General features: G+C 50.5%; 19 protein-coding genes. 9 read left to right on the top strand and 10 right to left on the bottom strand.

The features are described from left to right. Positions 1-243: 243 nt before the first annotated feature. Positions 244-870, top strand: coding sequence for a glutathione S-transferase GstB (gene gstB / locus RTW80_RS02485; RefSeq protein WP_001295292.1), 627 nt, complete (start codon positions 244-246; stop codon positions 868-870). Here the strand turns inward: gstB and yliI are convergent. Both yliI and bssR read right to left on the bottom strand, forming a co-directional pair. Beyond that, positions 867-1,982, bottom strand: coding sequence for an aldose sugar dehydrogenase YliI (gene yliI / locus RTW80_RS02480; protein WP_000555031.1), 1,116 nt, complete (start codon positions 1,980-1,982; stop codon positions 867-869). The genes gstB and yliI overlap by 4 nt on opposite strands. 110 nt (positions 1,983-2,092) lie before the next feature. Continuing rightward, positions 2,093-2,476 carry a biofilm formation regulator BssR gene (gene bssR, locus RTW80_RS02475; protein WP_000497137.1) on the bottom strand — a complete coding sequence of 128 codons (384 nt, stop codon included), beginning with the start codon at positions 2,474-2,476 and terminating at the stop codon, positions 2,093-2,095. Between the two features lie 213 nt (positions 2,477-2,689). On the opposite strand from bssR, the gene rimO reads away from it, so the two are divergent. From rimO to RTW80_RS02460, 3 genes are all read left to right on the top strand, one after another. Next, positions 2,690-4,015, top strand: coding sequence for a 30S ribosomal protein S12 methylthiotransferase RimO (rimO, locus tag RTW80_RS02470; RefSeq protein WP_000049367.1), 1,326 nt, complete (start codon positions 2,690-2,692; stop codon positions 4,013-4,015). A gap of 225 nt (positions 4,016-4,240) precedes the next feature. After that, positions 4,241-4,627 (top strand): type II toxin-antitoxin system RelE/ParE family toxin, encoded by a 387-nt coding sequence (locus tag RTW80_RS02465; protein ID WP_000539521.1) that lies wholly within the window; start codon positions 4,241-4,243, stop codon positions 4,625-4,627. Continuing rightward, complete coding sequence (locus RTW80_RS02460; protein WP_001280945.1) at positions 4,617-4,946, top strand: helix-turn-helix domain-containing protein; 330 nt, start codon at positions 4,617-4,619, stop codon at positions 4,944-4,946. The genes RTW80_RS02465 and RTW80_RS02460 overlap by 11 nt, the downstream gene beginning before the upstream one ends. Before the next feature lie 69 nt (positions 4,947-5,015). Here the strand turns inward: RTW80_RS02460 and RTW80_RS02455 are convergent, their stop codons facing one another. The 7 genes from RTW80_RS02455 to iaaA all read right to left on the bottom strand — a co-directional run bounded on the left by RTW80_RS02455 (position 5,016) and on the right by iaaA (position 15,111). Next, complete coding sequence (locus RTW80_RS02455) at positions 5,016-6,344, bottom strand: GGDEF domain-containing protein (protein WP_000086877.1); 1,329 nt, start codon at positions 6,342-6,344, stop codon at positions 5,016-5,018. A gap of 7 nt (positions 6,345-6,351) precedes the next feature. After that, a complete protein-coding gene (locus RTW80_RS02450) occupies positions 6,352-8,700 on the bottom strand; it encodes an EAL domain-containing protein (RefSeq protein WP_032247305.1) in 2,349 nt (782 codons plus the stop codon). A 177-nt stretch (positions 8,701-8,877) separates the two neighbouring features. Beyond that, positions 8,878-9,789 carry a glutathione ABC transporter permease GsiD gene (gene gsiD / locus RTW80_RS02445; RefSeq protein WP_001236042.1) on the bottom strand — a complete coding sequence of 304 codons (912 nt, stop codon included), beginning with the start codon at positions 9,787-9,789 and terminating at the stop codon, positions 8,878-8,880. A 2-nt stretch (positions 9,790-9,791) separates the two neighbouring features. Continuing rightward, on the bottom strand, positions 9,792-10,712 hold the full coding sequence (gsiC, locus tag RTW80_RS02440; protein ID WP_032247294.1) for a glutathione ABC transporter permease GsiC: 921 nt from the start codon (positions 10,710-10,712) through the stop codon (positions 9,792-9,794). 17 nt (positions 10,713-10,729) lie between these two features. Beyond that, positions 10,730-12,268, bottom strand: coding sequence for a glutathione ABC transporter substrate-binding protein GsiB (gsiB, locus tag RTW80_RS02435; protein WP_032247295.1), 1,539 nt, complete (start codon positions 12,266-12,268; stop codon positions 10,730-10,732). Between the two features lie 19 nt (positions 12,269-12,287). After that, positions 12,288-14,159 (bottom strand): glutathione ABC transporter ATP-binding protein GsiA, encoded by a 1,872-nt coding sequence (gsiA, locus tag RTW80_RS02430; RefSeq protein ID WP_012135848.1) that lies wholly within the window; start codon positions 14,157-14,159, stop codon positions 12,288-12,290. Next, a complete protein-coding gene (gene iaaA, locus RTW80_RS02425; protein WP_000513788.1) occupies positions 14,146-15,111 on the bottom strand; it encodes a beta-aspartyl-peptidase in 966 nt (321 codons plus the stop codon). The genes gsiA and iaaA overlap by 14 nt, the downstream gene beginning before the upstream one ends. Before the next feature lie 203 nt (positions 15,112-15,314). Here iaaA and moeA point away from each other — a divergent pair, with 203 nt between their 5' ends. Beyond that, positions 15,315-16,550, top strand: a complete 1,236-nt coding sequence (gene moeA, locus RTW80_RS02420; protein ID WP_000397372.1) for a molybdopterin molybdotransferase MoeA — start codon at positions 15,315-15,317, stop codon at positions 16,548-16,550. Then, positions 16,550-17,299, top strand: a complete 750-nt coding sequence (gene moeB / locus RTW80_RS02415; protein ID WP_000829242.1) for a molybdopterin-synthase adenylyltransferase MoeB — start codon at positions 16,550-16,552, stop codon at positions 17,297-17,299. The genes moeA and moeB overlap by 1 nt, the downstream gene beginning before the upstream one ends. A gap of 75 nt (positions 17,300-17,374) precedes the next feature. Here the strand turns inward: moeB and fsa are convergent, their stop codons facing one another. Further along, complete coding sequence (gene fsa / locus RTW80_RS02410; protein ID WP_001301278.1) at positions 17,375-18,037, bottom strand: fructose-6-phosphate aldolase; 663 nt, start codon at positions 18,035-18,037, stop codon at positions 17,375-17,377. A gap of 130 nt (positions 18,038-18,167) precedes the next feature. Here fsa and RTW80_RS02405 point away from each other — a divergent pair, with 130 nt between their 5' ends. From RTW80_RS02405 to ybiV, 3 genes are all read left to right on the top strand, one after another. Continuing rightward, positions 18,168-19,067: a glycyl-radical enzyme activating protein gene (locus RTW80_RS02405; RefSeq protein WP_063119388.1), complete on the top strand. Its 900-nt coding sequence runs from the start codon at positions 18,168-18,170 to the stop codon at positions 19,065-19,067. Positions 19,068-19,072: 5 nt separating this feature from the next. Beyond that, positions 19,073-21,505 (top strand): glycyl radical protein, encoded by a 2,433-nt coding sequence (locus RTW80_RS02400; protein ID WP_000209326.1) that lies wholly within the window; start codon positions 19,073-19,075, stop codon positions 21,503-21,505. A 145-nt stretch (positions 21,506-21,650) separates the two neighbouring features. Further along, positions 21,651-22,466 carry a sugar-phosphatase YbiV gene (gene ybiV, locus RTW80_RS02395; protein ID WP_032247299.1) on the top strand — a complete coding sequence of 272 codons (816 nt, stop codon included), beginning with the start codon at positions 21,651-21,653 and terminating at the stop codon, positions 22,464-22,466. Positions 22,467-22,522: the final 56 nt, after the last annotated feature.

Here is a 22,522-nt window from a genome sequence, read left to right as displayed (position 1 = left end):
TGCCACCCGAGTATCCATTCAAAAAAAATACGTTATATCGCCGTATGATAAGTTCGGTGATTAATAACGCACACACAAACTTAAAGAAACCGTAAGTTGGTAAAGTTTTTAAAGTTTATGCAATATCCTGCCGCTTCGCTGCTTCTGGTGTCATTTTTTTGCCAGCTGTTGCTTAAAAGTTAACTTTACTTCACCATCGGAGTCCTGTTCAGCCTGTGGCTGCCTGTCGGAAAAGGGGTGAGTATGATTACGCTGTGGGGTCGGAATAATTCAACTAACGTAAAAAAAGTATTGCTGACGCTCGAAGAACTGGAACTACCTTATGAGCAAATTCTCGCGGGCCGTGAGTTTGGGATAAATCACGATGCTGATTTTCTGGCGATGAACCCTAACGGGCTGGTGCCGTTGTTGCGTGACGACGAAAGTGATCTCATTCTTTGGGAATCAAACGCCATTGTCCGCTATCTGGCGGCACAGTACGGGCAAAAACGCCTGTGGATCGACTCACCGGCACGTCGTGCGGAAGCGGAAAAATGGATGGACTGGGCAAACCAGACGCTCAGTAATGCTCATCGCGGGATCCTGATGGGATTAGTCAGAACACCACCGGAAGAGCGCGATCAGGCCGCCATTGATGCCAGTTGCAAAGAGTGCGACGCCCTGTTTGCCCTGCTCGATGCGGAACTGGCAAAAGTAAAATGGTTCTCTGGCGACGAGTTTGGTGTGGGCGATATCGCTATCGCACCGTTCATCTACAATTTGTTTAACGTTGGCCTGACCTGGACACCGCGTCCAAATCTGCAACGCTGGTATCAGCAACTCACTGAACGCCCCGCAGTGCGCAAAGTGGTGATGATTCCCGTTAGCTAATTGCGTGGGCTAACTTTAAGTAATTCCCCACTGGACTCGTCGGTGAGAACGTATAAATAACCGTCGGGTCCAGTGCGAACATCACGAATTCGCTGCCCTCTGTCCGTTAAAATACGGCCATCTTCTGTCACTTTGTCGCCGTTGACGCTCATCACAATGACATCTTTATCTTTCAGCGCGCCAATAAATAATTTTTGCTGCCACTGGGGGAATTTATCGCTGTTATAGAAGGCCATGCCGCTCACAGCGGGCGAATCTTTCCAGTAAAAAACAGGTTGCTCGGTCCCGGCGACGATCTCCCCTTTCGCTTCCGGTATCTTAAAGCCTGAATAGTTGATTCCCCAGGTTGCCAGCGGCCAGCCGTAGTTTTTGCCTTTTTGCGGGATATTAATTTCATCACCACCGCGCGGGCCATGTTCATTCAGCCACAGTGCATTACTCCACGGATTCATCGCCATTCCTTGCGGATTACGAATGCCATAAGACCAGATCTCGGCGCGCGCACCGGATTCCTTTATAAAAGGATTATCATCCGGGATTTCGCCCTGGTCGGTCAGACGCACCAGTTTGCCCTGTAATTTATCCAGATCCTGCGCCGTCGGGCGCTGATTGTTTTCGCCCAGAGCAATAAAAAGATAACCTTTACCGTCGAATACCAGCCGCCCGCCAAAATGGTTGCCGGTAGACAGTTTTGGCATCTGGCGAAAGACGGTGCGGAAGTCGGTCACTTTTGAGAGATCATCACTTAAGCGGCCATAACCCACAGCAGTTCCGGCTTTGCCATCATCGCCAACTTCGGAATAACTTAACCAGATGCGGCGAGACTGAGCAAAATCAGGCGCTAAAACCACGTCCAGCAGGCCGCCCTGCCCGTGCGCCCAAACGTCCGGAACTCCGGAAAGCGGCGCAGATAATCCTTTTCCTGCTTGCCAGTGACGCAACTCGCCGCCGCGCAGAGTGATTAACATACCGTGATTATCGGGTAAAAAGGCCAGTGCCCAGGGATGGTCGAGTTTGTCTTGCAGTACTTCGACATTTACCGTTGCAGGAGCCGCCCAGAGAGCGGAAGAAAGACAAATAAGGGGCACAAGGAAAAAGGATTGTCGATGCATAACGCCTCCGGATTGACTCTGGCTTAAAGCGTAGTCAGTGGAGGAGATAACAAATTCATTTTTACAAAAACTTAAACATGAAGGGGGAGACGCTTTCTCCCCCTTAGTTTTCAGGCCTTCTCAAGCATGGCGTGCTTCTGCAGGCTCTGGATACTCAGCGTTAAGCTCATCAGACAATTTTCAAGCTTATCGGCGTTGACGGTAATAACAGTCGGGCAATCATGGTGCCCACTCATCAAACATACTGCGGCTGTCGCTAATGCTTCTTCAGCATGATGAAGAGCACTCCACTCTTCCTGATCCAGATGAAGATTCAACCGCAGCGATTTATCGTGCAGTTCGCGATTCAGTTTAAAAAAGTTATCTCGTAGATGATTGCTTTCGCTGACGGACATGTATCCTTTTGCCTTCCTCAGTTGCACGTATGCAGCGAGGTCAACGCGTGCGTCGATCAACCGGTTCAGCAGATCGATTCGCTGTCTGTCAACGAACATACTTCGATCCTCCTCTTTCCAGCCTTGTTGCAATTAAATAGTATGGCTATTTTTTTGAGCAAAATGCTGTCCAGGATCAATTCTTCACGCCGAATTAACAAAATTTACATTTCCTTCGCCTCCGCCAGCGAATGAGATTGCGATACAAATTTTATCCAGAACTCTGTAGAATCCCTGCCCTGACCTTTCCTGTAACTGAATATTTTTTAAGCTATGAGCAAAGTAACTCCCCAGCCGAAAATCGGCTTTGTTTCCCTTGGCTGTCCGAAAAACCTTGTCGATTCAGAGCGTATTCTCACCGAACTCCGCACTGAAGGTTATGACGTGGTACCGAGCTATGACGATGCGGACATGGTGATCGTCAACACCTGCGGCTTTATTGACAGCGCGGTACAAGAATCACTGGAAGCCATTGGTGAAGCGTTGAATGAAAACGGCAAGGTAATTGTGACCGGTTGTCTGGGGGCAAAAGAAGATCAGATCCGCGAAGTCCACCCGAAAGTGCTGGAAATCACCGGGCCTCATAGCTATGAGCAGGTTCTGGAGCACGTTCATCACTACGTGCCAAAACCGAAACACAACCCATTCCTGAGCCTGGTGCCAGAACAAGGTGTGAAACTGACGCCGCGTCATTATGCCTATCTGAAAATTTCGGAAGGCTGTAATCACCGCTGCACCTTCTGCATTATTCCGTCTATGCGCGGCGACCTGGTGAGCCGTCCGATTGGCGAAGTGTTAAGTGAAGCGAAACGTCTGGTAGATGCGGGCGTTAAAGAGATTCTGGTGATCTCGCAGGATACTTCCGCCTATGGCGTTGATGTTAAACATCGTACTGGCTTCCACAACGGCGAGCCGGTAAAAACCAGCATGGTCAGCCTGTGCGAACAGTTATCGAAACTGGGGATCTGGACACGTCTGCACTACGTTTACCCTTATCCGCATGTGGACGACGTCATCCCACTGATGGCAGAAGGCAAAATCCTGCCGTATCTGGACATTCCGTTGCAGCACGCCAGCCCGCGCATTCTCAAACTGATGAAGCGTCCGGGTTCTGTAGATCGCCAACTGGCGCGCATCAAACAGTGGCGCGAAATCTGCCCGGAACTGACCCTACGCTCAACCTTTATTGTCGGCTTCCCTGGCGAGACAGAAGAAGATTTCCAGATGCTACTCGACTTCCTGAAAGAAGCGCGTCTGGATCGCGTTGGCTGCTTTAAATACAGCCCGGTTGAAGGTGCAGACGCCAATGCCCTGCCTGACCAGGTTCCGGAAGAAGTTAAAGAAGAACGCTGGAACCGTTTCATGCAGCTGCAGCAGCAGATTTCCGCCGAGCGCCTGCAAGAGAAAGTGGGCCGTGAAATTCTGGTGATTATCGACGAAGTGGACGAAGAAGGCGCGATTGGTCGCAGCATGGCAGATGCACCGGAAATCGACGGCGCGGTTTATCTCAATGGTGAAACCAACGTTAAGCCGGGTGATATCCTGCGTGTGAAAGTCGAGCACGCCGATGAGTACGATTTGTGGGGTAGCCGGGTTTAATTAATCTAAAGGCAGATCTAACAAGGATATTGTTCTTCGATCTGCCTCTACTACCCTTCCCGATGTCCTACCCTTACGCACAAAATCCCCTGACGCATAAATCGAGAAAAATGAATCGTACTCGAGGCAACTCTCACTTTTTCACACCAAATTAAAGTTTTGATCGCAATTACTTGAAATAAGCGTAATGGTTACTATAGTAAACATTACCACAAGGATGGATGTATGGGTGTGTATAAGGCAAGGCGATTCAGCCAAAGCACGAAAAAACTTGGTATTCACGATAAAGTTCTCATGGCTGCCGCTGAAGAAGTGATGCAAGGCATATGGGAGGCTGATTTAGGTAGCGGTGTCATCAAAAAACGGTTACCCCTCCAACAAGGAAAGAGTGGTGGAGCCAGAACAATTATCTTTTTTAAATCAGCAAATCATGTGTTTTTTTATGATGGTTGGTCCAAGAGTGGTCTAAGCAGTAAAGGAACCAAAGAAATCGAAGATGATGAACTGGCAGCCTACAAAAAAATGGCAAATGCATTTCTGGCCTTTAGCAATAAGCAAATAGAGGATTTGATCGAAACTGGCTTCTTGATTGAGGTGAAAAATGAGCGATAAATTACAAATGATGCTGGAAGATGCAAAGGAACTGAATGCATTGGGCCTGATGTCTGATAGTGAGGTTGATGCCATTGCCGTCATGGTCAAAGCCCGTGAAGTCAGCGCCCGTATAGCCAAAGTCAAATCAATGACGGGTGAAGAGATCAAAGCCATCCGCACCCGATACGGCATGTCACAATCCGTGCTGGCACATACAATGGGAATGTCAAAAGAAAGTGTCTCGAAATGGGAACGTAATGAAATAAAACCGAGCGGCCCGGCACTACGTATTTTGAATACATTGGCAATAAAAGGGCCGGAAGTTTTTGCAAAGTAAAATGTTTGCAAATGATTTACCACATTCATTAGTACCCCTTGATTCAGGGGTACTAACACTATTCTAATTCTACTGCCAGCTAATCTGAGCCCTGCCGTTTTTCTTACTCTTATACAGTCGCTCATCCGCCAGCATTTTCAAGCGTTCGACGGTAGTACATTCATTTGAATGCGCTACACCGATACTGGTGCTTAAATTAATGCTTCCCACCTGGAAATGAACGATTTCTTTTAGTATCGATAGCAACTCTTCCAGCGTGCCGCCAGTATAAATCACCGCAAATTCGTCACCGCCGAAGCGGTAGACTTTACCTTTATCTACCGGGATCTGTGATTTAAGGATTTTCACCACTTTCATCAACACTTCATCGCCCAGCAAATGACCGAAGGTGTCGTTAATATTTTTGAATTTATCGACGTCAAACAGGCACAAATAACCGCCTTTTTCCGGCAGCGCTTTTAAATCTTCGTCAAAGGATTTTCTGCCCATTGCTTTGGTCAGGTCGTCCAGGAACGCCGAGTTATACATACTGTAGAGTTTTTTGACATCGGCAGCCGAAAAGAAAAGCCCGCCATCCAGTACGCGTTCAAAATGGTTATTAATAATGGCTTCTTTCTCCACAATACCACGATTAATCACTCTGCGTACCAGATAGAGGCAACTGGCACCCGATATCACTGCCACCAATGCGGCAAAGAAAATGATCAATGTACAAACCCGCAAATAAACATCTTTTTTATACGCAAATACGTACAATCCGGTCGGCAAATAGGCAAAGTGCTCCATCGCTTCCGAAACGGTGAAAATGGTGTTTTTAGCATTAAATTCATCACCGGTCACCGGTTTACCGTTCTTAAACAGAGAGAACATCAGGTTCTCGCTATCCATCGCCAGAGATTTTGACAGTAAAGAAAAACGCTCCAGACCAAGCAAAAATATCAGACTACGATTGTGAGTTACCGGATAGAGGTAATAGACGAAGGTTTTACCGTCAAAAGAGATAAACCCTGTATTTTTGACATGTCGATACTTCACAACCTGCATAATATCTGCACAATAATTTTTCTCGAACTCCTTTACCTGAATACATTCGTCACTGGAAATCAGATAAGGACCGACATCGTACAAGTAAGAGGGTGAAACCGAGTCAGCGTAAGCTGTGCGTAAGCCAACCAACAGCTGTTCCTCCGTGGGATTTAGCGTGTTGATAAGATCAATTGCCACGCTACGCCGATATTCAGCAATATTTGCCACCGCAAAAGCAGTATCAATAACGGACTGTTTCAGGCCATACACCCGTTCCTTTACCATTTGAGTGTAGATCCCGCAGGCAACTGCTGAAATCATGATAAAAATCAGCAGACTGACTGTAAGTACGAACTTATTGATTCTGGACATACGTAAACTACTCTTTTACTAATTTTCCACTTTTATCCCAGGCGGAGAATGGCATGGGTTTCTGGTACAGATACCCCTGAGCCTGAACACATCCTAATTTGATTAATTCGCGCGCAACGTCTTCGCTCTCTACGCCTTCCGCAATCACCGGGATCCGGTTATAGCGTGCCAGGTCGAAAATAATGCGCACAATTTTTCCCGCAGTACCGAAAATATCGCCGGTAAATTGCGAGTCCACCTTTATGCTATCTGGATTAATTTCATAAAAACGTTTCAGGTTTGACAAACCGGTGCCAAAGTCATCAATCGATATCCGTACCCCTTGTTTACGCAGTTGTTCAATATTGAGATAAAAATGTTCATTAATTCGCTCGATCACGGTTTCAGTGATCTCAACACAGAGGCTGTTCGCCTTCAGGCCATTTTCTTTCATGATGGTGGTAAAACGCTCATGAAAGTGCGGTTCGTTTAACTGCCATGGCGAAATATTAATATGCAGTAAGAAATCATCCTTCAGCGACGCACGCTGACTAAAATGTCTGAATTCACCCATTGCCGTTTTAATAATCTGATAACCCAGCTCATTGATAAACCCGATATCTTCAGCAATGGTAATGAACTTCAGCGGTGAAATGATCCCCCGCTCCGCAGACACCCAACGGCACAACGCCTCCGCGCCCAGAATGGCGCGGGTGTTAATATCAACGATCGGTTGATAGACCAGGAATAGTTCGCCAATTTCCATTGCATGGCGAATATTACGCGCAATCCAGATATTCTCTTCTATTTCGTTGAGTTTCGCGTCATCACAGAAAATAAACTCTGAGAACATATGGTCACGGATACTGGAAATCGCCAGTTTCAGTTTTTCTGCGTAACTCCAGGCGTTTTCCCCCTGCAAAGGTTCACAAATGGCAGACTTATGGATGCGCAGATTACGGTAGCCAAAGCTGCTGTCAAAATCGTTTACCATCACTATTTTACGGGTAAATGTCTGTACATTTTCCCGGCACAGAAGTAAATAGAGATCGGCATTGAATGTCACGATATCGCAGCATTGCGCATATTTTTCGGCAATTCGCTGACACAATTTCCTGACGATTTTATTGCGTTCATCAACACCAAACACCGCTTCCACGGCTTCCAGACCACACAGTTTGATGATCCCCACAGCCAGATACTGATTATTGTTGGACTCAATAATCGCCATATTTTTAATAAAACCGCTTTCCTGATCGTAAGAGATCAGTGAGAGCAATTTATTTGACCGTTCAATTTCGGCATCTTTCATTTCCGCGATCGAATTTTTAATGCTGATAATCTCTTTCGCATCGCCTTCGCGAATTTTCAGAGCCTCGATTTGATCCGTTGAGTCGGGCAAAAATGCCAGCGTATTAACCAGCTCTGTCATTTCAGAAAATTGCCGACGGAACACACGAGTGGTCATTAAATAAACCACCAGCAATACGATAATAATGAACGCAAACGGCAGATAAAAAAGTTTATCTGAGGCGTTCAATAAATTACCGCCAGGATAATAAAAATAGATTTCGAACAATGCATTATTTGGCACTGCTGATGTCTTTGCAATATACTCCGTATCGACAGAATCAATAATATTATAATTACCTTCGCTATTATAAATAATCAGTTTTTCACGAGCGAGTTGATTCTTGGCAATGATCTCATGACCTTGTTTCAAAAATAGAACTTCATCATTAGCGCTGATTTGATCAAGATACTCGTTCAGATACCGCCAGTTTAAATCGACATGAATTTTATCTACCGCTAACAAATCGTGATCTTTGCCGTTGATACGTAGCGTAAAAGAGATACATTTTTTACCCGGACGATCAAAGCAATTGTATGCCGGATTCCAGCTGTTGTTAGAGTCATCTGAAGCCACCGACCACGGTCGTTTCGATGGGTTAAAATCGGCAAAAATAACCCGCCCTGACTCGTCGACAAGCGGTCCATTTACTTGTTCCTGATGATAAACAACGATTTTATCATTCGCCCTCCGTGAAAAGAGATAATATTTATTATCATCAAGTACCAGTCCCACCGAGTCTAAAAATGGCATCATTTCCATTTTCAGAATCACGGCGCGTTGAATCTCCTCTGTATTTTTTAATAAATACAGTGAGTCCTTTAATGTCAGGGCCGAACGTTCAATATCTTTAAAGAAATAGCCAACGTTTTTCTGAATAAGTTCAAAGCGGCTATCGGCACGTTTTACCGCGCGTTCCGATACCAGTTGATAGTTAATGATGAAAAAAAGACCAATAAATGACAGTGCTGCCAATAAAAATAAAATTATCAGCCTTATCTTTATCTTTTCGTATAAACTCAGCATGTTAATACATTTAACAAAATAACTGTCTGAACGCTGTGCCGCTGCAAAAATAGTCCCTTGCTGCGGCTTTTTAACCAAATTACCCGATTCTACAAAATCAGCAGAAAGTTACAACACTTGCTTAGGGCAATAATTTCCTGTGAGGTGATTACCCTTTCAAGCAATATTCAAACGTAACTATCCTTTAATTTTCGGATCCAGCGCATCGCGTAAACCATCGCCCAACAAATTGAACGCCAGTACGGTCAGAAAAATAGCCAGGGCCGGAAAAATAGCGACATGCGGCGCGATAACCATATCCGCTCGTGCCTCATTGAGCATTGCTCCCCACTCTGGTGTCGGCGGTTGAGCACCGAGGCCGAGAAATGACAGGCTGGCGGCAGAGATAATCGAGGTGCCAATGCGCATGGTGAAAAACACCACGATAGACGAGACGGTCCCAGGCAAGATATGACGCAATAAAATGGTCATATCGCTGGCACCAATACTGCGTGCTGACTCAATAAAGGTTTGCTGTTTCAACACCAGCGTGTTGCCGCGCACCAGTCGGGCAAACGCGGGGATGGAAAAAATGGCGACTGCGATAATCACGTTAGCAATGCCGCTTCCCAACACCGCAACAACAGCGATCGCCAGTAAAATACCCGGGAAGGCAAACAGCACATCGCAAATGCGCATGATCAGCCGATCCCACCAGCCTTCATAATATCCAGCCAGCAAGCCCAGCAACGTCCCGATCGCCGCACCGATAAACACGGCAAACACGCCCGCCGCCAGCGAGATTTGCGCACCAACCAGGACACGGCTGAAAATGTCACGCCCCAGTGAATCGACGCCAAACCAGTGCTGCAAAGAAGGTCCGTTATTCAGATTGTCATAATCAAAATAATTTTCGGCGTCATAGGGAGCGATCCAGCGTGCAAAAATAGCCACCACAATCAATAAAATAACGAACAATGCGGCGGTCATCGCCATATGCTGACGGCGAAATCGTCGCCAGAATTCATGCCACGGTGTACGTACCTGGTCAGGTTTGACCAGTGGCATGGCGTTTAACACCGCCTGACGTCGCCAGTTAAATAGTCGCATCCTTACTTGTACCTGATAGCCGGGTTAATGGCGGCGTAAAGCACATCCACCACTAAGTTGATAAGAATAAATTCCAGCGAGAAAAGCAGAATTTCCGCCTGAATCACCGGGTAATCGCGCATTTCTACGGAGTCAACGAGTAAGCGTCCAAGTCCGGGCCAGTTGAAAACTTTCTCCACCACGATAGAACCACCGAGCAAAAAGCCAAACTGTAAGCCCATCATGGTCACTACCGGGATCATCGCGTTGCGTAGCCCGTGTTTGAGGACAACCCAGGTTTCGCTCACCCCTTTCGCCCTCGCGGTACGCATATAATCTTCGCTTAAAACGTCGACAAACGACGCGCGGGTAAAGCGCGCCATCACGGCGGCCACTGCCGCGCCGAGCGTCAGGGAGGGTAAAATGTAGTGCTGCCAACTGTCTGCTCCCACGGTAGGCAGCCAGCCCAGTTCAACGGAGAATACCTGAATTAAAAGCATCCCCAGAGCAAATGCCGGAAACGAGATCCCCGACACCGCAATGGTCATACTCAATCGATCCGGCCAACGATTACGCCAGACGGCGGCGATAATTCCCGCCGCCATACCAAATATCACCGCCCAGACCATACTGGTTATGGTCAGCCACAGCGTTGGCATAAAGCGGCTGGCAATCTCATCGGCAACCGGACGACGCGACACCATCGACAGGCCAAAATCCCCCTGCACAGCATTGCTGATATAGTGCCAGAACTGGTGATACAGCGGCTGATCCAACCCCAGCTGCTGACGCACCAGTTCTATAACCTGCGCATCAGCTTCGGGCCCGGCAATCAATCGCGCCGGATCGCCGGGCAGCATATGCACAAATAAAAACACCAGCACCGAGACGATAAACAGCGTTGGAATCAACCCCTGTAAGCGTTTGATAACGTAATTAAGCATTCCACTCCCTGCGTTGCTTATTGCAAATCCGCGTCTTCAAAGCTGAAGCCGGTGTCTGGCATGATCCAAAAACCGGTCAGGTTTTTACTGTGTGCCGACACCAGTTTTTCTACCACCAGCGGGATCCACGGCGATTCTTGCCAGATGATATCCTGCGCCGCCTTATATAAGCGGGTCTTTTCCACCGGATCATTCGTTTTCAGTGCCTGATCCAGGAAGTCATCCACCTGTTTATTGCTGTAAAACGCGGTATTAAACAGCGTCGGTGGCCAGTTTTGCGATGCAAACAGCGGCGATAGTGCCCAGTCAGCTTCGCCGGTTGAAGCCGACCAGCCAGTGTAGAACATCCGCACGCCGCTCTCTTTTTGCCCTTTACCTTCAACTTCTGCCGCCCGCTGTCCGGCATCCATCGCAGTCACCTGGGCTTTAATCCCGACCTGCGCTAACTGCTGCTGGGTAAATTGCAGCACTTTCTGCGCGGTGCTGTGGTTATGTGACGACCACAGCGTGGTACTGAAACCGTTGGGATATCCCGCCTCTTTCAGTAATTCGCGCGCTTTCACTGGATCGTAAGGCCACGGTTTATAACTTTGCGCGTAGGCGATACTCGGCGGTACCACACCAGTAGCTGGCGTTGCATAGCCCGCGAAGGCTACTTTCACCAGCGCCGGGCGGTTAATGGCGTAATTCAGCGCCTCACGGACCTTCGGGTTATCGAACGGTTTTTGCGTCACGTTCATACTGATATAACGCTGCATAATTGACGGACTGGCCATCAACTCGATATTTTTGTTTTTCTCCAGCAGTGCGGCCTGCTCGTAAGGAATGGGGAAAGCAAACTGCGCTTCACCGGTTTGCAGCATTGCCGCGCGGGTGTTGTTATCCGCCACCGGACGCCAGGTTATGCTGTCCAGTTTGGGCAATCCTGGCTGCCAGTAACCCGCGAATTTTTTCACCTTCACAAAATCGGTCTGATTCCAGGTATCCAGTTCATACGGTCCGGTTCCCACCGGATGAAAACCAATCTCCTTGCCATATTTTTCCAGCGCTGCCGGTGAAATCATCGCGGTCGCCGGATGGGCAAGAATATTAATAAACGCTGAAAACGGCTGTTTGAGAGTAATCTTTACCGTTGTCGGATCGATCGCCTCCGTTTTGGCAATATTCTTATACAGGTTATAGCGTTTAAGATGATTCGCCGGATCGCTGGCCCGGTCCAGATTCGCTTTTACTGCCGCTGCGTTGAAATCGGTGCCATCCTGGAATTTAATGCCTTCCCGCAATTTCACGGTGTATGTAAGGCCGTCATCGGAAACGGTATAACTCTCCGCCAGCACGTTTTTCAGTTTCATCTCTTTATCCAGACCAAACAGCCCCTGGTAAAACGATTTCGCTACGGCCTGAGATAACGTGTCATTTGCGTCATACGGATCGAGCGTGGTGAAGTTCGATCCTACCGACACCACCACATCTTTGGCAGCGAATGCACAAGATGCCATCAACGCTGTCGCAATGCCCAGCGCCACTAACCCACTACGGTGTACAGCTCTTGCCATTTTATTCTCCGCCTGAATGTTATCTACGCATGAATGCGTATTCTGATTGTGGTTGTGCGACGTAATGCCCCGGCCCGACGCATTGCAACGAGACGCCTGCCACCTCTTCGCCACGCAGATGAATATTGCTGGGAAGATCGTCCGACAGCAGTACACGCTGCGGTCGTTGTCGGGACGGTTCAGCGACCGGAACTGCCGCCAGTAATTTACGCGTATAAGGATGCTGCGGGTTTTCGAAGACCGCGCGCCGTGGGCCAATTTCAACAATTTGCCCGAGATACATCACCGCCACACGATGACTAATCCGCTCTACCACGGCCATATCGTGGGAGATAAACAGATACGCAATGCCGAAATCACGCTGGAGATCGAGCAACAAGTTGATAATCTGCCCGCGAATAGAAACATCCAGCGCCGAAACGGCTTCGTCGGCAATGATCACTTTTGGATTCAATGCCAACGCGCGAGCAATGCAGATGCGCTGGCGCTGACCGCCGGAAAACTCATGCGGGTAACGCCAGGCATGTTCAGGTAACAGGCCCACGCGCTCCAGCAACCACGCAACGCGTGCAGCCGCGTCTTTACCTGGCAATAAACCGTGTACGCGCAGCGGTTCGATAATCGAATCACCGATGGTCTGACGTGGGTCCAGCGAAGCGTAAGGGTCCTGAAAAATAAACTGAATATCCCGGCGTAATGCCTGAAGTTTGCCGGGTGACAAGGTATCGATTCGCTGACCGTTAAAGATAATTTCGCCGCCCTGCGATTCGACCAGGCGCAGCAACGCCCGCCCGGTAGTGGATTTACCGCTGCCAGACTCGCCCACCAGCGATAGCGTTTCGCCAGGCCAGAGATCAAAACTGACTTTCTCAACGGCATGCACTTCCCGCGTTACGCGATTCAACAAACCGCTGCGCAAAGGGAAACGGGTGACAAGATTACGCACCCGTAAAACAGGTTCGCCATCCACCACCGTTTTCTGCTCGATGGGGGGTTCCTGTTTCGCTGGATGTTCAAGCGATATCAATGGGAAACGTCGGGGATAATCTAACCCTTTCATCGCACCAAGTTGCGGAACAGCAGCTAACAGCGCACGGGTGTAAGGATGTTGCGGTGCATGAAAAATCTGTTCGACGGTACCCGTTTCCACCGCCTCGCCCTGATACATCACCAGTACCCGATCGGCAATCTCTGCCACCACGCCCATATCGTGAGTGATAAAGATAACGCCCATCGACATCTCTTTTTGCAATACTTTGATTAATTGCAGGATCTGCGCCTGAATAGTGACATCCAGCGCGGTGGTCGGCTCATCGGCAATCAGCACCGCCGGGCGGCATGACAGCGCCATCGCAATCATCACTCGCTGGCGCATCCCGCCAGAGAGTTGATGCGGATAACGTGAAAGAATGGTTTGTGCCTCCGGAATGCGTACCTGATCCAGCATCCGCTTCGCCTCGACCATCGCTTCTTCACGACTGGCGTTCTGATGCAGACGAATTGATTCGGCAATCTGTTCACCCACAGTAAATACCGGGTTCAGCGATGTCATCGGCTCCTGAAATATCATCGCCATATCCGCACCGCGCACATGGCGCATTTGTGCAGCGCTCTGCTCGCTAAGTTCAATCACTTCACGACTGCGCCGCCGCAACAGCATTTTATCACACTGTACTAAACCGCCCGCCTGTTCCAACAGACGCATCAATGCCAGCGCAGTCACTGACTTACCGGAGCCGGATTCGCCAACAATGGCCAGCGTCTCACCGCGTTGAAGGCTAAAAGAGAGATTGCGGACCGCAGCTATTTTCTGCTGGTCCTGCATAAAGGCAATTTTCAGATTTTCAACCGCCAGCACATCACCGGCATCAAGTTCATCACTGTGTGGCAACGGTGTCCCCTTTTTCACGGTAGATACCGGTGGTTGGCGTATCGCCTGCGTAGCCCCAGGCGCGATACATTCCTTCGGTGTTAAACGGTAGCGCGACATTCCCTTCATGGTCGATAGCGATTAAGCCACCGCTACCGCCAAGCGCAGGGAGTTTTTCCATTACTACCCGCTCGCAGGCTTCCGCGAGACTTAATCCGCCGTAATCCATTAACGCGGCGATGTCATATGCCGCCAGCGCGCGGATGAAGACTTCGCCCGTGCCGGTACAAGAAACCGCCACACTGGCGTTATTGGCGTAGCATCCGGCACCCACTAAGGGACTATCGCCAACTCGTCCGGGTAATTTATTGGTCATTCCGCCTGTGGACGTGGCTGCCGCCAGATTGCCGTCTAAATCCAACGCCACGGCCCCCACGGTGCCCATTTTCTGTTTTTCATCCAGTGGCGCACCGCTATGGTCGAGGACTGTTGCCCCTTCCTCGCGCGCTGCCAGTAGTTGTTCATAACGCAAAGGCGTGGAGAAAATCTCCGGTGAGACGCGCTCCATGCCATGAGCAAACGCAAAATTTTCTGCCCCTTCGCCAATCATCATCACATGCGGGCTTTGCTCCATCACCAGCCGGGCGGCAAGAACCGGATTACGCAGATGACTAACGCCCGCCACCGCACCGGCTTTCAGGGTGTTACCATCCATCACACTGGCGTCCAGTTCATGGGTTTCATCACGCGTAAAGACAGCGCCAATTCCGGCGTTAAACAGTGGACACTCTTCCAGCAGACGCACCGCTTCCGTCACCACATCCAGCGCACTTTCGCCCGCTTCCAGCATTTTCTGCCCGGTTTCAACAATGGCAGACAACGCCTCAATGTAGCGTAATTCCTGTTGCAGACTCATCTGCGCGCGGCTAATTGCACCTGCGCCACCATGAATTGCAATGACTGCTTTGCCCATAGTATTCGTCCATTAAGGGTGGCTCGCCACTTTTGCTATAAATATCAGAATTTTTATGAATTACTCATTCAATTTTTGAATATAGAAAGATGGATATGGCATGTAAAGGCAGGACCCAGCGCTACGCCCGAGGTGGCATACAGTCTGTGGCGTTTTTCTGACATAATAGGCAAATTCGATTTTGCCTCCGCAGGAGTGTTTTCATGGAATTTACCACCGGATTGATGTCGCTCGACACCGCGCTTAATGAGATGCTTTCTCGCGTCACCCCACTGACCGCCCAGGAAACGCTGCCACTGGTACAGTGTTTTGGTCGTATTCTGGCGAGCGATGTCGTTTCGCCACTGGATGTCCCGGGGTTTGATAACTCCGCTATGGACGGCTACGCGGTGCGTTTAGCCGATATTGCCTCCGGGCAACCGCTGCCCGTTGCCGGGAAATCGTTTGCCGGTCAGCCGTATCATGGTGAATGGCCTGCGGGCACCTGCATTCGTATTATGACCGGTGCGCCGGTGCCGGAAGTCTGCGAAGCGGTGGTGATGCAGGAGCAGACTGAACAAACGGACAATGGCGTGCGTTTTACTGTTGAAGTGCGTAGCGGGCAAAATATTCGCCGTCGCGGTGAAGATATCTCTGCGGGTGCGGTTGTTTTCCCGGCGGGAACTCGCCTGACTACCGCAGAGCTGCCAGTAATTGCTTCACTGGGGATTGCCGAAGTTCCGGTGATTCGTAAAGTGCGTGTAGCGCTTTTTTCTACCGGTGATGAACTCCAGTTGCCAGGCCAGCCGCTGGGCGACGGCCAAATCTACGATACCAACCGTCTCGCCGTACACCTGATGTTAGAACAGCTGGGATGCGAGGTAATCAACTTAGGGATTATCCGCGACGATCCACATGCCCTGCGCGCCGCATTTATTGAAGCCGACAGCCAGGCGGATGTGGTGATCAGTTCCGGTGGTGTTTCGGTTGGTGAGGCGGATTACACCAAAACCATTCTCGAAGAACTGGGCGAAATTGCTTTCTGGAAACTGGCGATTAAACCGGGCAAACCGTTCGCGTTTGGTAAACTCAGCAATAGCTGGTTCTGCGGCCTGCCGGGCAACCCGGTTTCAGCGACGCTGACCTTCTATCAACTGGTACAGCCTTTGCTGGCAAAACTAAGCGGTAACACCGCCAGCGGCCTGCCCGCGCGCCAGCGCGTACGCACAGCGTCCCGCCTGAAAAAAACGCCAGGACGTCTTGATTTCCAGCGCGGCGTGCTGCAACGCAACGCCGATGGCGAACTGGAAGTGACGACCACCGGACATCAGGGTTCACATATATTCAGCTCCTTTAGCCTCGGCAACTGCTTTATCGTGCTGGAACGCGATCGCGGCAATGTGGACGTGGGCGAATGGGTGGAAGTAGAACCGTTTAACGCGTTGTTCGGAGGCCGGTAATGGCGGAACTCAGCGATCAGGAGATGCTGCGCTACAACCGGCAAATCATTCTGCGCGGTTTTGATTTTGACGGTCAGGAGGCACTAAAAGATTCTCGTGTGCTGGTAGTCGGCCTCGGTGGACTCGGCTGCGCAGCCTCGCAGTATCTGGCAAGCGCCGGTGTCGGCAACCTGACGCTGCTCGACTTCGACACGGTTTCGCTCTCGAATCTGCAACGCCAGACGCTGCACAGTGATGCTACGGTCGGGCAACCGAAGGTGGAATCCGCCCGTGACGCCCTGGCGCGGATCAACCCACATATCGCGATTACGCCAGTCAATGCACTGCTGGATGACGCAGAACTTGCAGCATTGATTGCTGAACACGATCTGGTGCTCGACTGTACGGATAACGTTGCGGTACGTAATCAACTGAACGCAGGCTGTTTTGCCGCGAAGGTGCCGCTGGTTTCCGGCGCGGCAATTCGTATGGAAGGTCAAATCACGGTCTTCACTTATCAGGACGGCGAGCCTTGCTATCGCTGCCTCAGCCGTTTGTTTGGCGAGAACGCGTTAACCTGCGTAGAAGCAGGCGTGATGGCACCGTTGATCGGCGTAATTGGTTCGTTGCAGGCAATGGAAGCGATCAAACTGCTGGCAGGTTATGGCAAACCGGCCAGCGGGAAAATCGTCATGTACGATGCGATGACCTGTCAGTTTCGCGAAATGAAACTGATGCGCAATCCGGGGTGTGAGGTGTGCGGGCAGTAATTGCCACCTCCAGGCCTGATAAGACGCGGCACTCCGCCACGTCATCAGCAATTTATGAGGATGCAGAACGTCCGGTTAAATCGACGTTCTGCCAAACGCCCCCAGCCAGTCCTGCTCAAACTTCGCCACCGCGGCATCGACAGCCGGATAGCTAATCATCTGTTGTGCCACATCCAGTGGCAGAGTAATTGATTCACATCCTGCCAGTAAGCAGTCCAGCGCCTGACGCGGGGTTTTGAAACTCGCTGCCAGCACTTTCGCCTGCGGCGCATGCATTTTCAATAACTGGTGTAAGTCGGTCACAGTCTGAATGCCGCTACCGCCCTGAGCATCAATACGGTTGACGTAAGGCGCAACATATTCCGCACCTGCCAGCGCCGACAGCAGCCCTTGTGCCGCGCCATATACCGCGGTTCCCAGCGTCGTAATCCCTTCCGCTTTTAACATCTTAATCGCTGCCAGCCCCTCGGCGGTCACCGGAACTTTCACCACGATATCCGCAATAATAGAACGCAGCTTAAGCGCGTCATTAACCATCCCTTCGGCAGTGGTAGCCATTACCTGGGCAAACAGACGCCCCTGACCGCCCATCGCTTCATGAAGTTCCGGAAGCACAACATCCAGCGGTTTTTTACCCGCGGCGATAATGCTTGGGTTAGTGGTCACACCCGCCAGCGGAAAAATACGTGACAGCGCCTTCACCGCAACAACGTCTGAAGTATCCAGATACAGTTCCATAACCATCCTCAAAATGTACTTTTTGTCTGAATGTAGACTATCACGGGAAAACTCTCTGAACAGTTGACGCACATCAATCTAACTTTCATTCGAAAGTATTTTAATGTTTGAACGAAACAGAGAGGCAACTATGATTTTCAATATTCAGCGCTACTCGACCCATGATGGCCCCGGTATCCGCACGGTCGTATTTCTTAAAGGCTGTTCGCTGGGCTGCCGCTGGTGTCAGAACCCGGAAAGCCGCACCCGCACGCAGGATCTGCTGTATGACGCACGACTGTGTCTGGAAGGCTGCGAGCTGTGCGCTAAGGCCGCGCCGGAAGTGATTGAGCGCGCGCTGAATGGTTTGCTTATTCATCGGGAAAAGTTAACCCCGGAGCATCTGACGGCGTTAACCGACTGCTGTCCGACACAGGCGTTAACCGTGTGTGGTGAAGTGAAAAGCGTTGAGGAGATCATGGCGACCGTTTTGCGCGATAAACCGTTTTACGATCGCAGCGGCGGCGGCTTAACGCTTTCGGGTGGTGAACCCTTTATGCAGCCGGAGATGGCGACGGCGCTACTGCAAGCCAGCCACGAGGCAGGCATTCATACTGCAGTAGAAACCTGTCTGCATGTGCCGTGGAAATATATCGCCCCTTCTCTGCCCTATATCGATCTGTTTCTTGCCGATTTAAAACACGTTGCCGACGCGCCGTTTAAACAGTGGACCGACGGTAACGCCGCCAGAGTGCTGGATAACCTGAAAAAACTCGCCGCAGCGGGAAAAAAAATCATTATCCGCGTGCCGCTGATTCAGGGCTTTAATGCCGACGAAACCTCTGTAAAAGCCATTACCGATTTTGCCGCCGACGAGCTGCACGTTGGCGAAATTCATTTCCTGCCCTACCACACGCTGGGCATCAACAAATATCACTTACTTAATCTGCCCTATGACGCCCCGGAAAAACCGCTTGATGCGCCAGAACTGCTCGATTTTGCCCAGCAGTATGCCTGCCAGAAAGGGTTAACCGCGACCTTACGAGGATAACAACCATGACCACACTGAAACTGGACACGCTCAGCGACCGCATTAAAGCGCACAAAAATGCGCTGGTGCATATTGTGAAACCGCCAGTCTGTACCGAGCGCGCGCAACACTATACCGAGATGTATCAACAACATCTCGATAAGCCGATCCCGGTACGTCGCGCGCTGGCACTGGCGCATCACCTGGCGAATCGCACTATCTGGATCAAGCACGATGAGTTGATCATTGGCAACCAGGCAAGCGAAGTTCGCGCCGCGCCGATCTTCCCGGAATATACCGTCTCCTGGATCGAAAAAGAGATTGATGATCTGGCAGATCGTCCGGGTGCTGGTTTTGCGGTGAGCGAAGAGAACAAACGTGTTCTGCATGAAGTGTGCCCTTGGTGGCGCGGTCAGACGGTACAGGATCGTTGCTACGGCATGTTTACCGATGAGCAAAAAGGTCTGCTGGCGACCGGAATCATTAAAGCGGAGGGCAATATGACTTCCGGCGATGCGCACCTGGCGGTCAATTTCCCGCTGCTGCTGGAAAAAGGGCTTGATGGTCTGCGCGAGAAAGTGGCGGAACGTCGCTCGCGCATCAACCTGACGGTGCTGGAAGATTTGCACGGCGAGCAGTTCCTGAAAGCGATTGATATCGTGCTGGTGGCAGTCAGTGAACACATTGAACGTTTCGCTGCCCTGGCGCGTGAAATGGCCGCGACCGAAACCCGCGAAAGCCGTCGCGATGAACTGCTGGCGATAGCAGAAAACTGCGATCTTATCGCCCACCAGCCGCCGCAGACGTTCTGGCAGGCGCTGCAACTGTGCTACTTCATCCAGTTGATTTTGCAGATTGAATCTAACGGTCACTCGGTGTCGTTTGGTCGTATGGACCAGTATCTCTACCCGTATTATCGCCGTGATGTTGAACTGAACCAAATGCTGGAACGCGAACACGCCATCGAATTGCTGCATAGCTGCTGGTTGAAATTGCTGGAAGTGAACAAGATCCGCTCCGGCTCACACTCAAAAGCCTCTGCGGGTAGCCCGCTGTATCAGAACGTCACCATTGGCGGGCAAAATTTGATTGATGGTCAGCCGATGGATGCGGTGAATCCGCTCTCCTACGCGATCCTCGAATCCTGCGGTCGCCTGCGTTCGACGCAGCCTAACCTCAGCGTGCGCTACCATGCGGGAATGAGTAACGATTTCCTCGACGCCTGCGTACAGGTGATCCGGTGCGGCTTCGGGATGCCGGCCTTCAACAACGACGAAATCGTGATCCCGGAATTTATTAAACTCGGTATTGAACCGCAGGACGCTTACGACTACGCAGCGATTGGTTGTATCGAAACCGCCGTCGGTGGCAAATGGGGCTATCGCTGTACCGGCATGAGCTTTATCAACTTCGCCCGCGTGATGCTGGCTGCGCTGGAAGGCGGTCGTGATGCCACCAGCGGCAAAGTGTTCCTGGCACAAGAAAAAGCGTTGTCGGCAGGTAACTTCAACAACTTCGATGAAGTAATGGACGCGTGGGATACGCAAATCCGTTACTACACCCGCAAATCAATCGAAATCGAATATGTCGTCGACACCATGCTGGAAGAGAACGTGCACGATATTCTCTGCTCGGCGCTGGTGGATGACTGTATTGAGCGAGCAAAAAGTATCAAGCAAGGCGGCGCGAAATATGACTGGGTTTCTGGCCTGCAGGTCGGCATTGCCAACCTCGGCAACAGCCTGGCGGCAGTGAAGAAACTGGTGTTTGAACAGGGCGCGATTGGTCAGCAACAGCTGGCTGCCGCACTGGCGGATGACTTCGACGGCCTGACTCATGAGCAACTGCGTCAGCGGCTGATTAACGGTGCGCCGAAGTACGGTAACGACGATGATACTGTCGATACGCTGCTGGCTCGCGCTTATCAGACCTATATCGACGAACTGAAACAGTACCATAATCCGCGCTACGGTCGTGGTCCGGTTGGCGGCAACTATTACGCGGGTACGTCGTCTATCTCCGCTAACGTACCGTTTGGCGCGCAGACGATGGCAACGCCGGACGGACGTAAAGCGCATACCCCGCTGGCAGAAGGCGCAAGCCCGGCTTCCGGTACTGACCATCTCGGCCCAACGGCAGTCATTGGATCGGTGGGTAAACTGCCTACAGCAGCGATTCTCGGCGGCGTGTTGCTCAACCAGAAACTGAATCCGGCGACGCTGGAGAACGAATCTGACAAGCAGAAACTGATGATCCTGCTCCGTACCTTCTTCGAGGTGCATAAAGGCTGGCATATTCAGTACAACATCGTTTCCCGCGAAACGCTGCTGGAGGCGAAAAAACATCCCGATCAGTATCGCGATCTGGTAGTGCGTGTCGCGGGCTATTCCGCCTTCTTCACCGCGCTCTCTCCAGACGCTCAGGACGATATCATCGCCCGTACTGAACATATGCTGTAATCTCCTCGGCCCGGCGGCGTCGTCGCCGGGCTAAATCATTCACATCATCAATTTCATCCTTACTTTCATTCGAAATATAATTTGTGCTCTACGTCACATTGTTATTACACTGTTACGGTTTCATTTTCGAGCCGGGAGCACACCTATGAGCGTAAAAGTTATCGTCACAGATATGGACGGTACTTTTCTTAACGACGTCAAAACGTACAACCAACCACGTTTTATGGCGCAATATCAGGAACTGAAAAAGCGCGGCATTGAGTTCGTTGTCGCCAGCGGTAATCAGTATTACCAGCTTATTTCATTCTTTCCTGAGCTAAAGGATGAGATCTCTTTTGTCGCGGAAAACGGCGCACTGGTTTACGAACATGGCAAGCAACTGTTCCACGGCGAACTGACCCGACATGAATCGCGGATTGTTATTGGCGAGTTGCTAAAAGATAAGCAACTCAATTTTGTCGCCTGCGGTCTGCAAAGTGCATATGTCAGCGAAAACGCCCCCGAAGCATTCGTCGCACTGATGGCAAAACACTACCATCGCCTGAAACCTGTAAAAGATTATCAGGAGATTGACGACGTACTGTTCAAGTTTTCGCTCAACCTGCCGGATGAACAAATCCCGTTAGTGATCGACAAACTGCACGTAGCGCTCGATGGCATTATGAAACCCGTCACCAGTGGTTTTGGCTTTATCGACCTGATTATTCCCGGTCTACATAAAGCAAACGGTATTTCGCGGTTACTGAAACGCTGGGATCTGTCACCGCAAAATGTGGTAGCGATTGGCGACAGCGGTAACGATTCGGAGATGCTGAAAATGGCGCGTTATTCCTTTGCGATGGGCAATGCTGCGGAAAACATTAAACAAATCGCCCGTTACGCTACCGATGATAATAATCATGAAGGCGCGCTGAATGTGATTCAGGCTGTGCTGGATAACACATCCCCTTTTAACAGCTGACCTCTCTACCGGAGCCATGCGCTCCGGTTTTCCCTTCTTTTTACATCCTGTACATC

This window comes from Escherichia sp. AM3 (assembly GCF_032029835.1).
Classification (GTDB): domain Bacteria; phylum Pseudomonadota; class Gammaproteobacteria; order Enterobacterales; family Enterobacteriaceae; genus Escherichia; species Escherichia coli.
The sequence above is the reverse complement of the archived record's forward strand: the minus strand, read 5'-3'. Positions and strand labels throughout refer to the sequence as shown.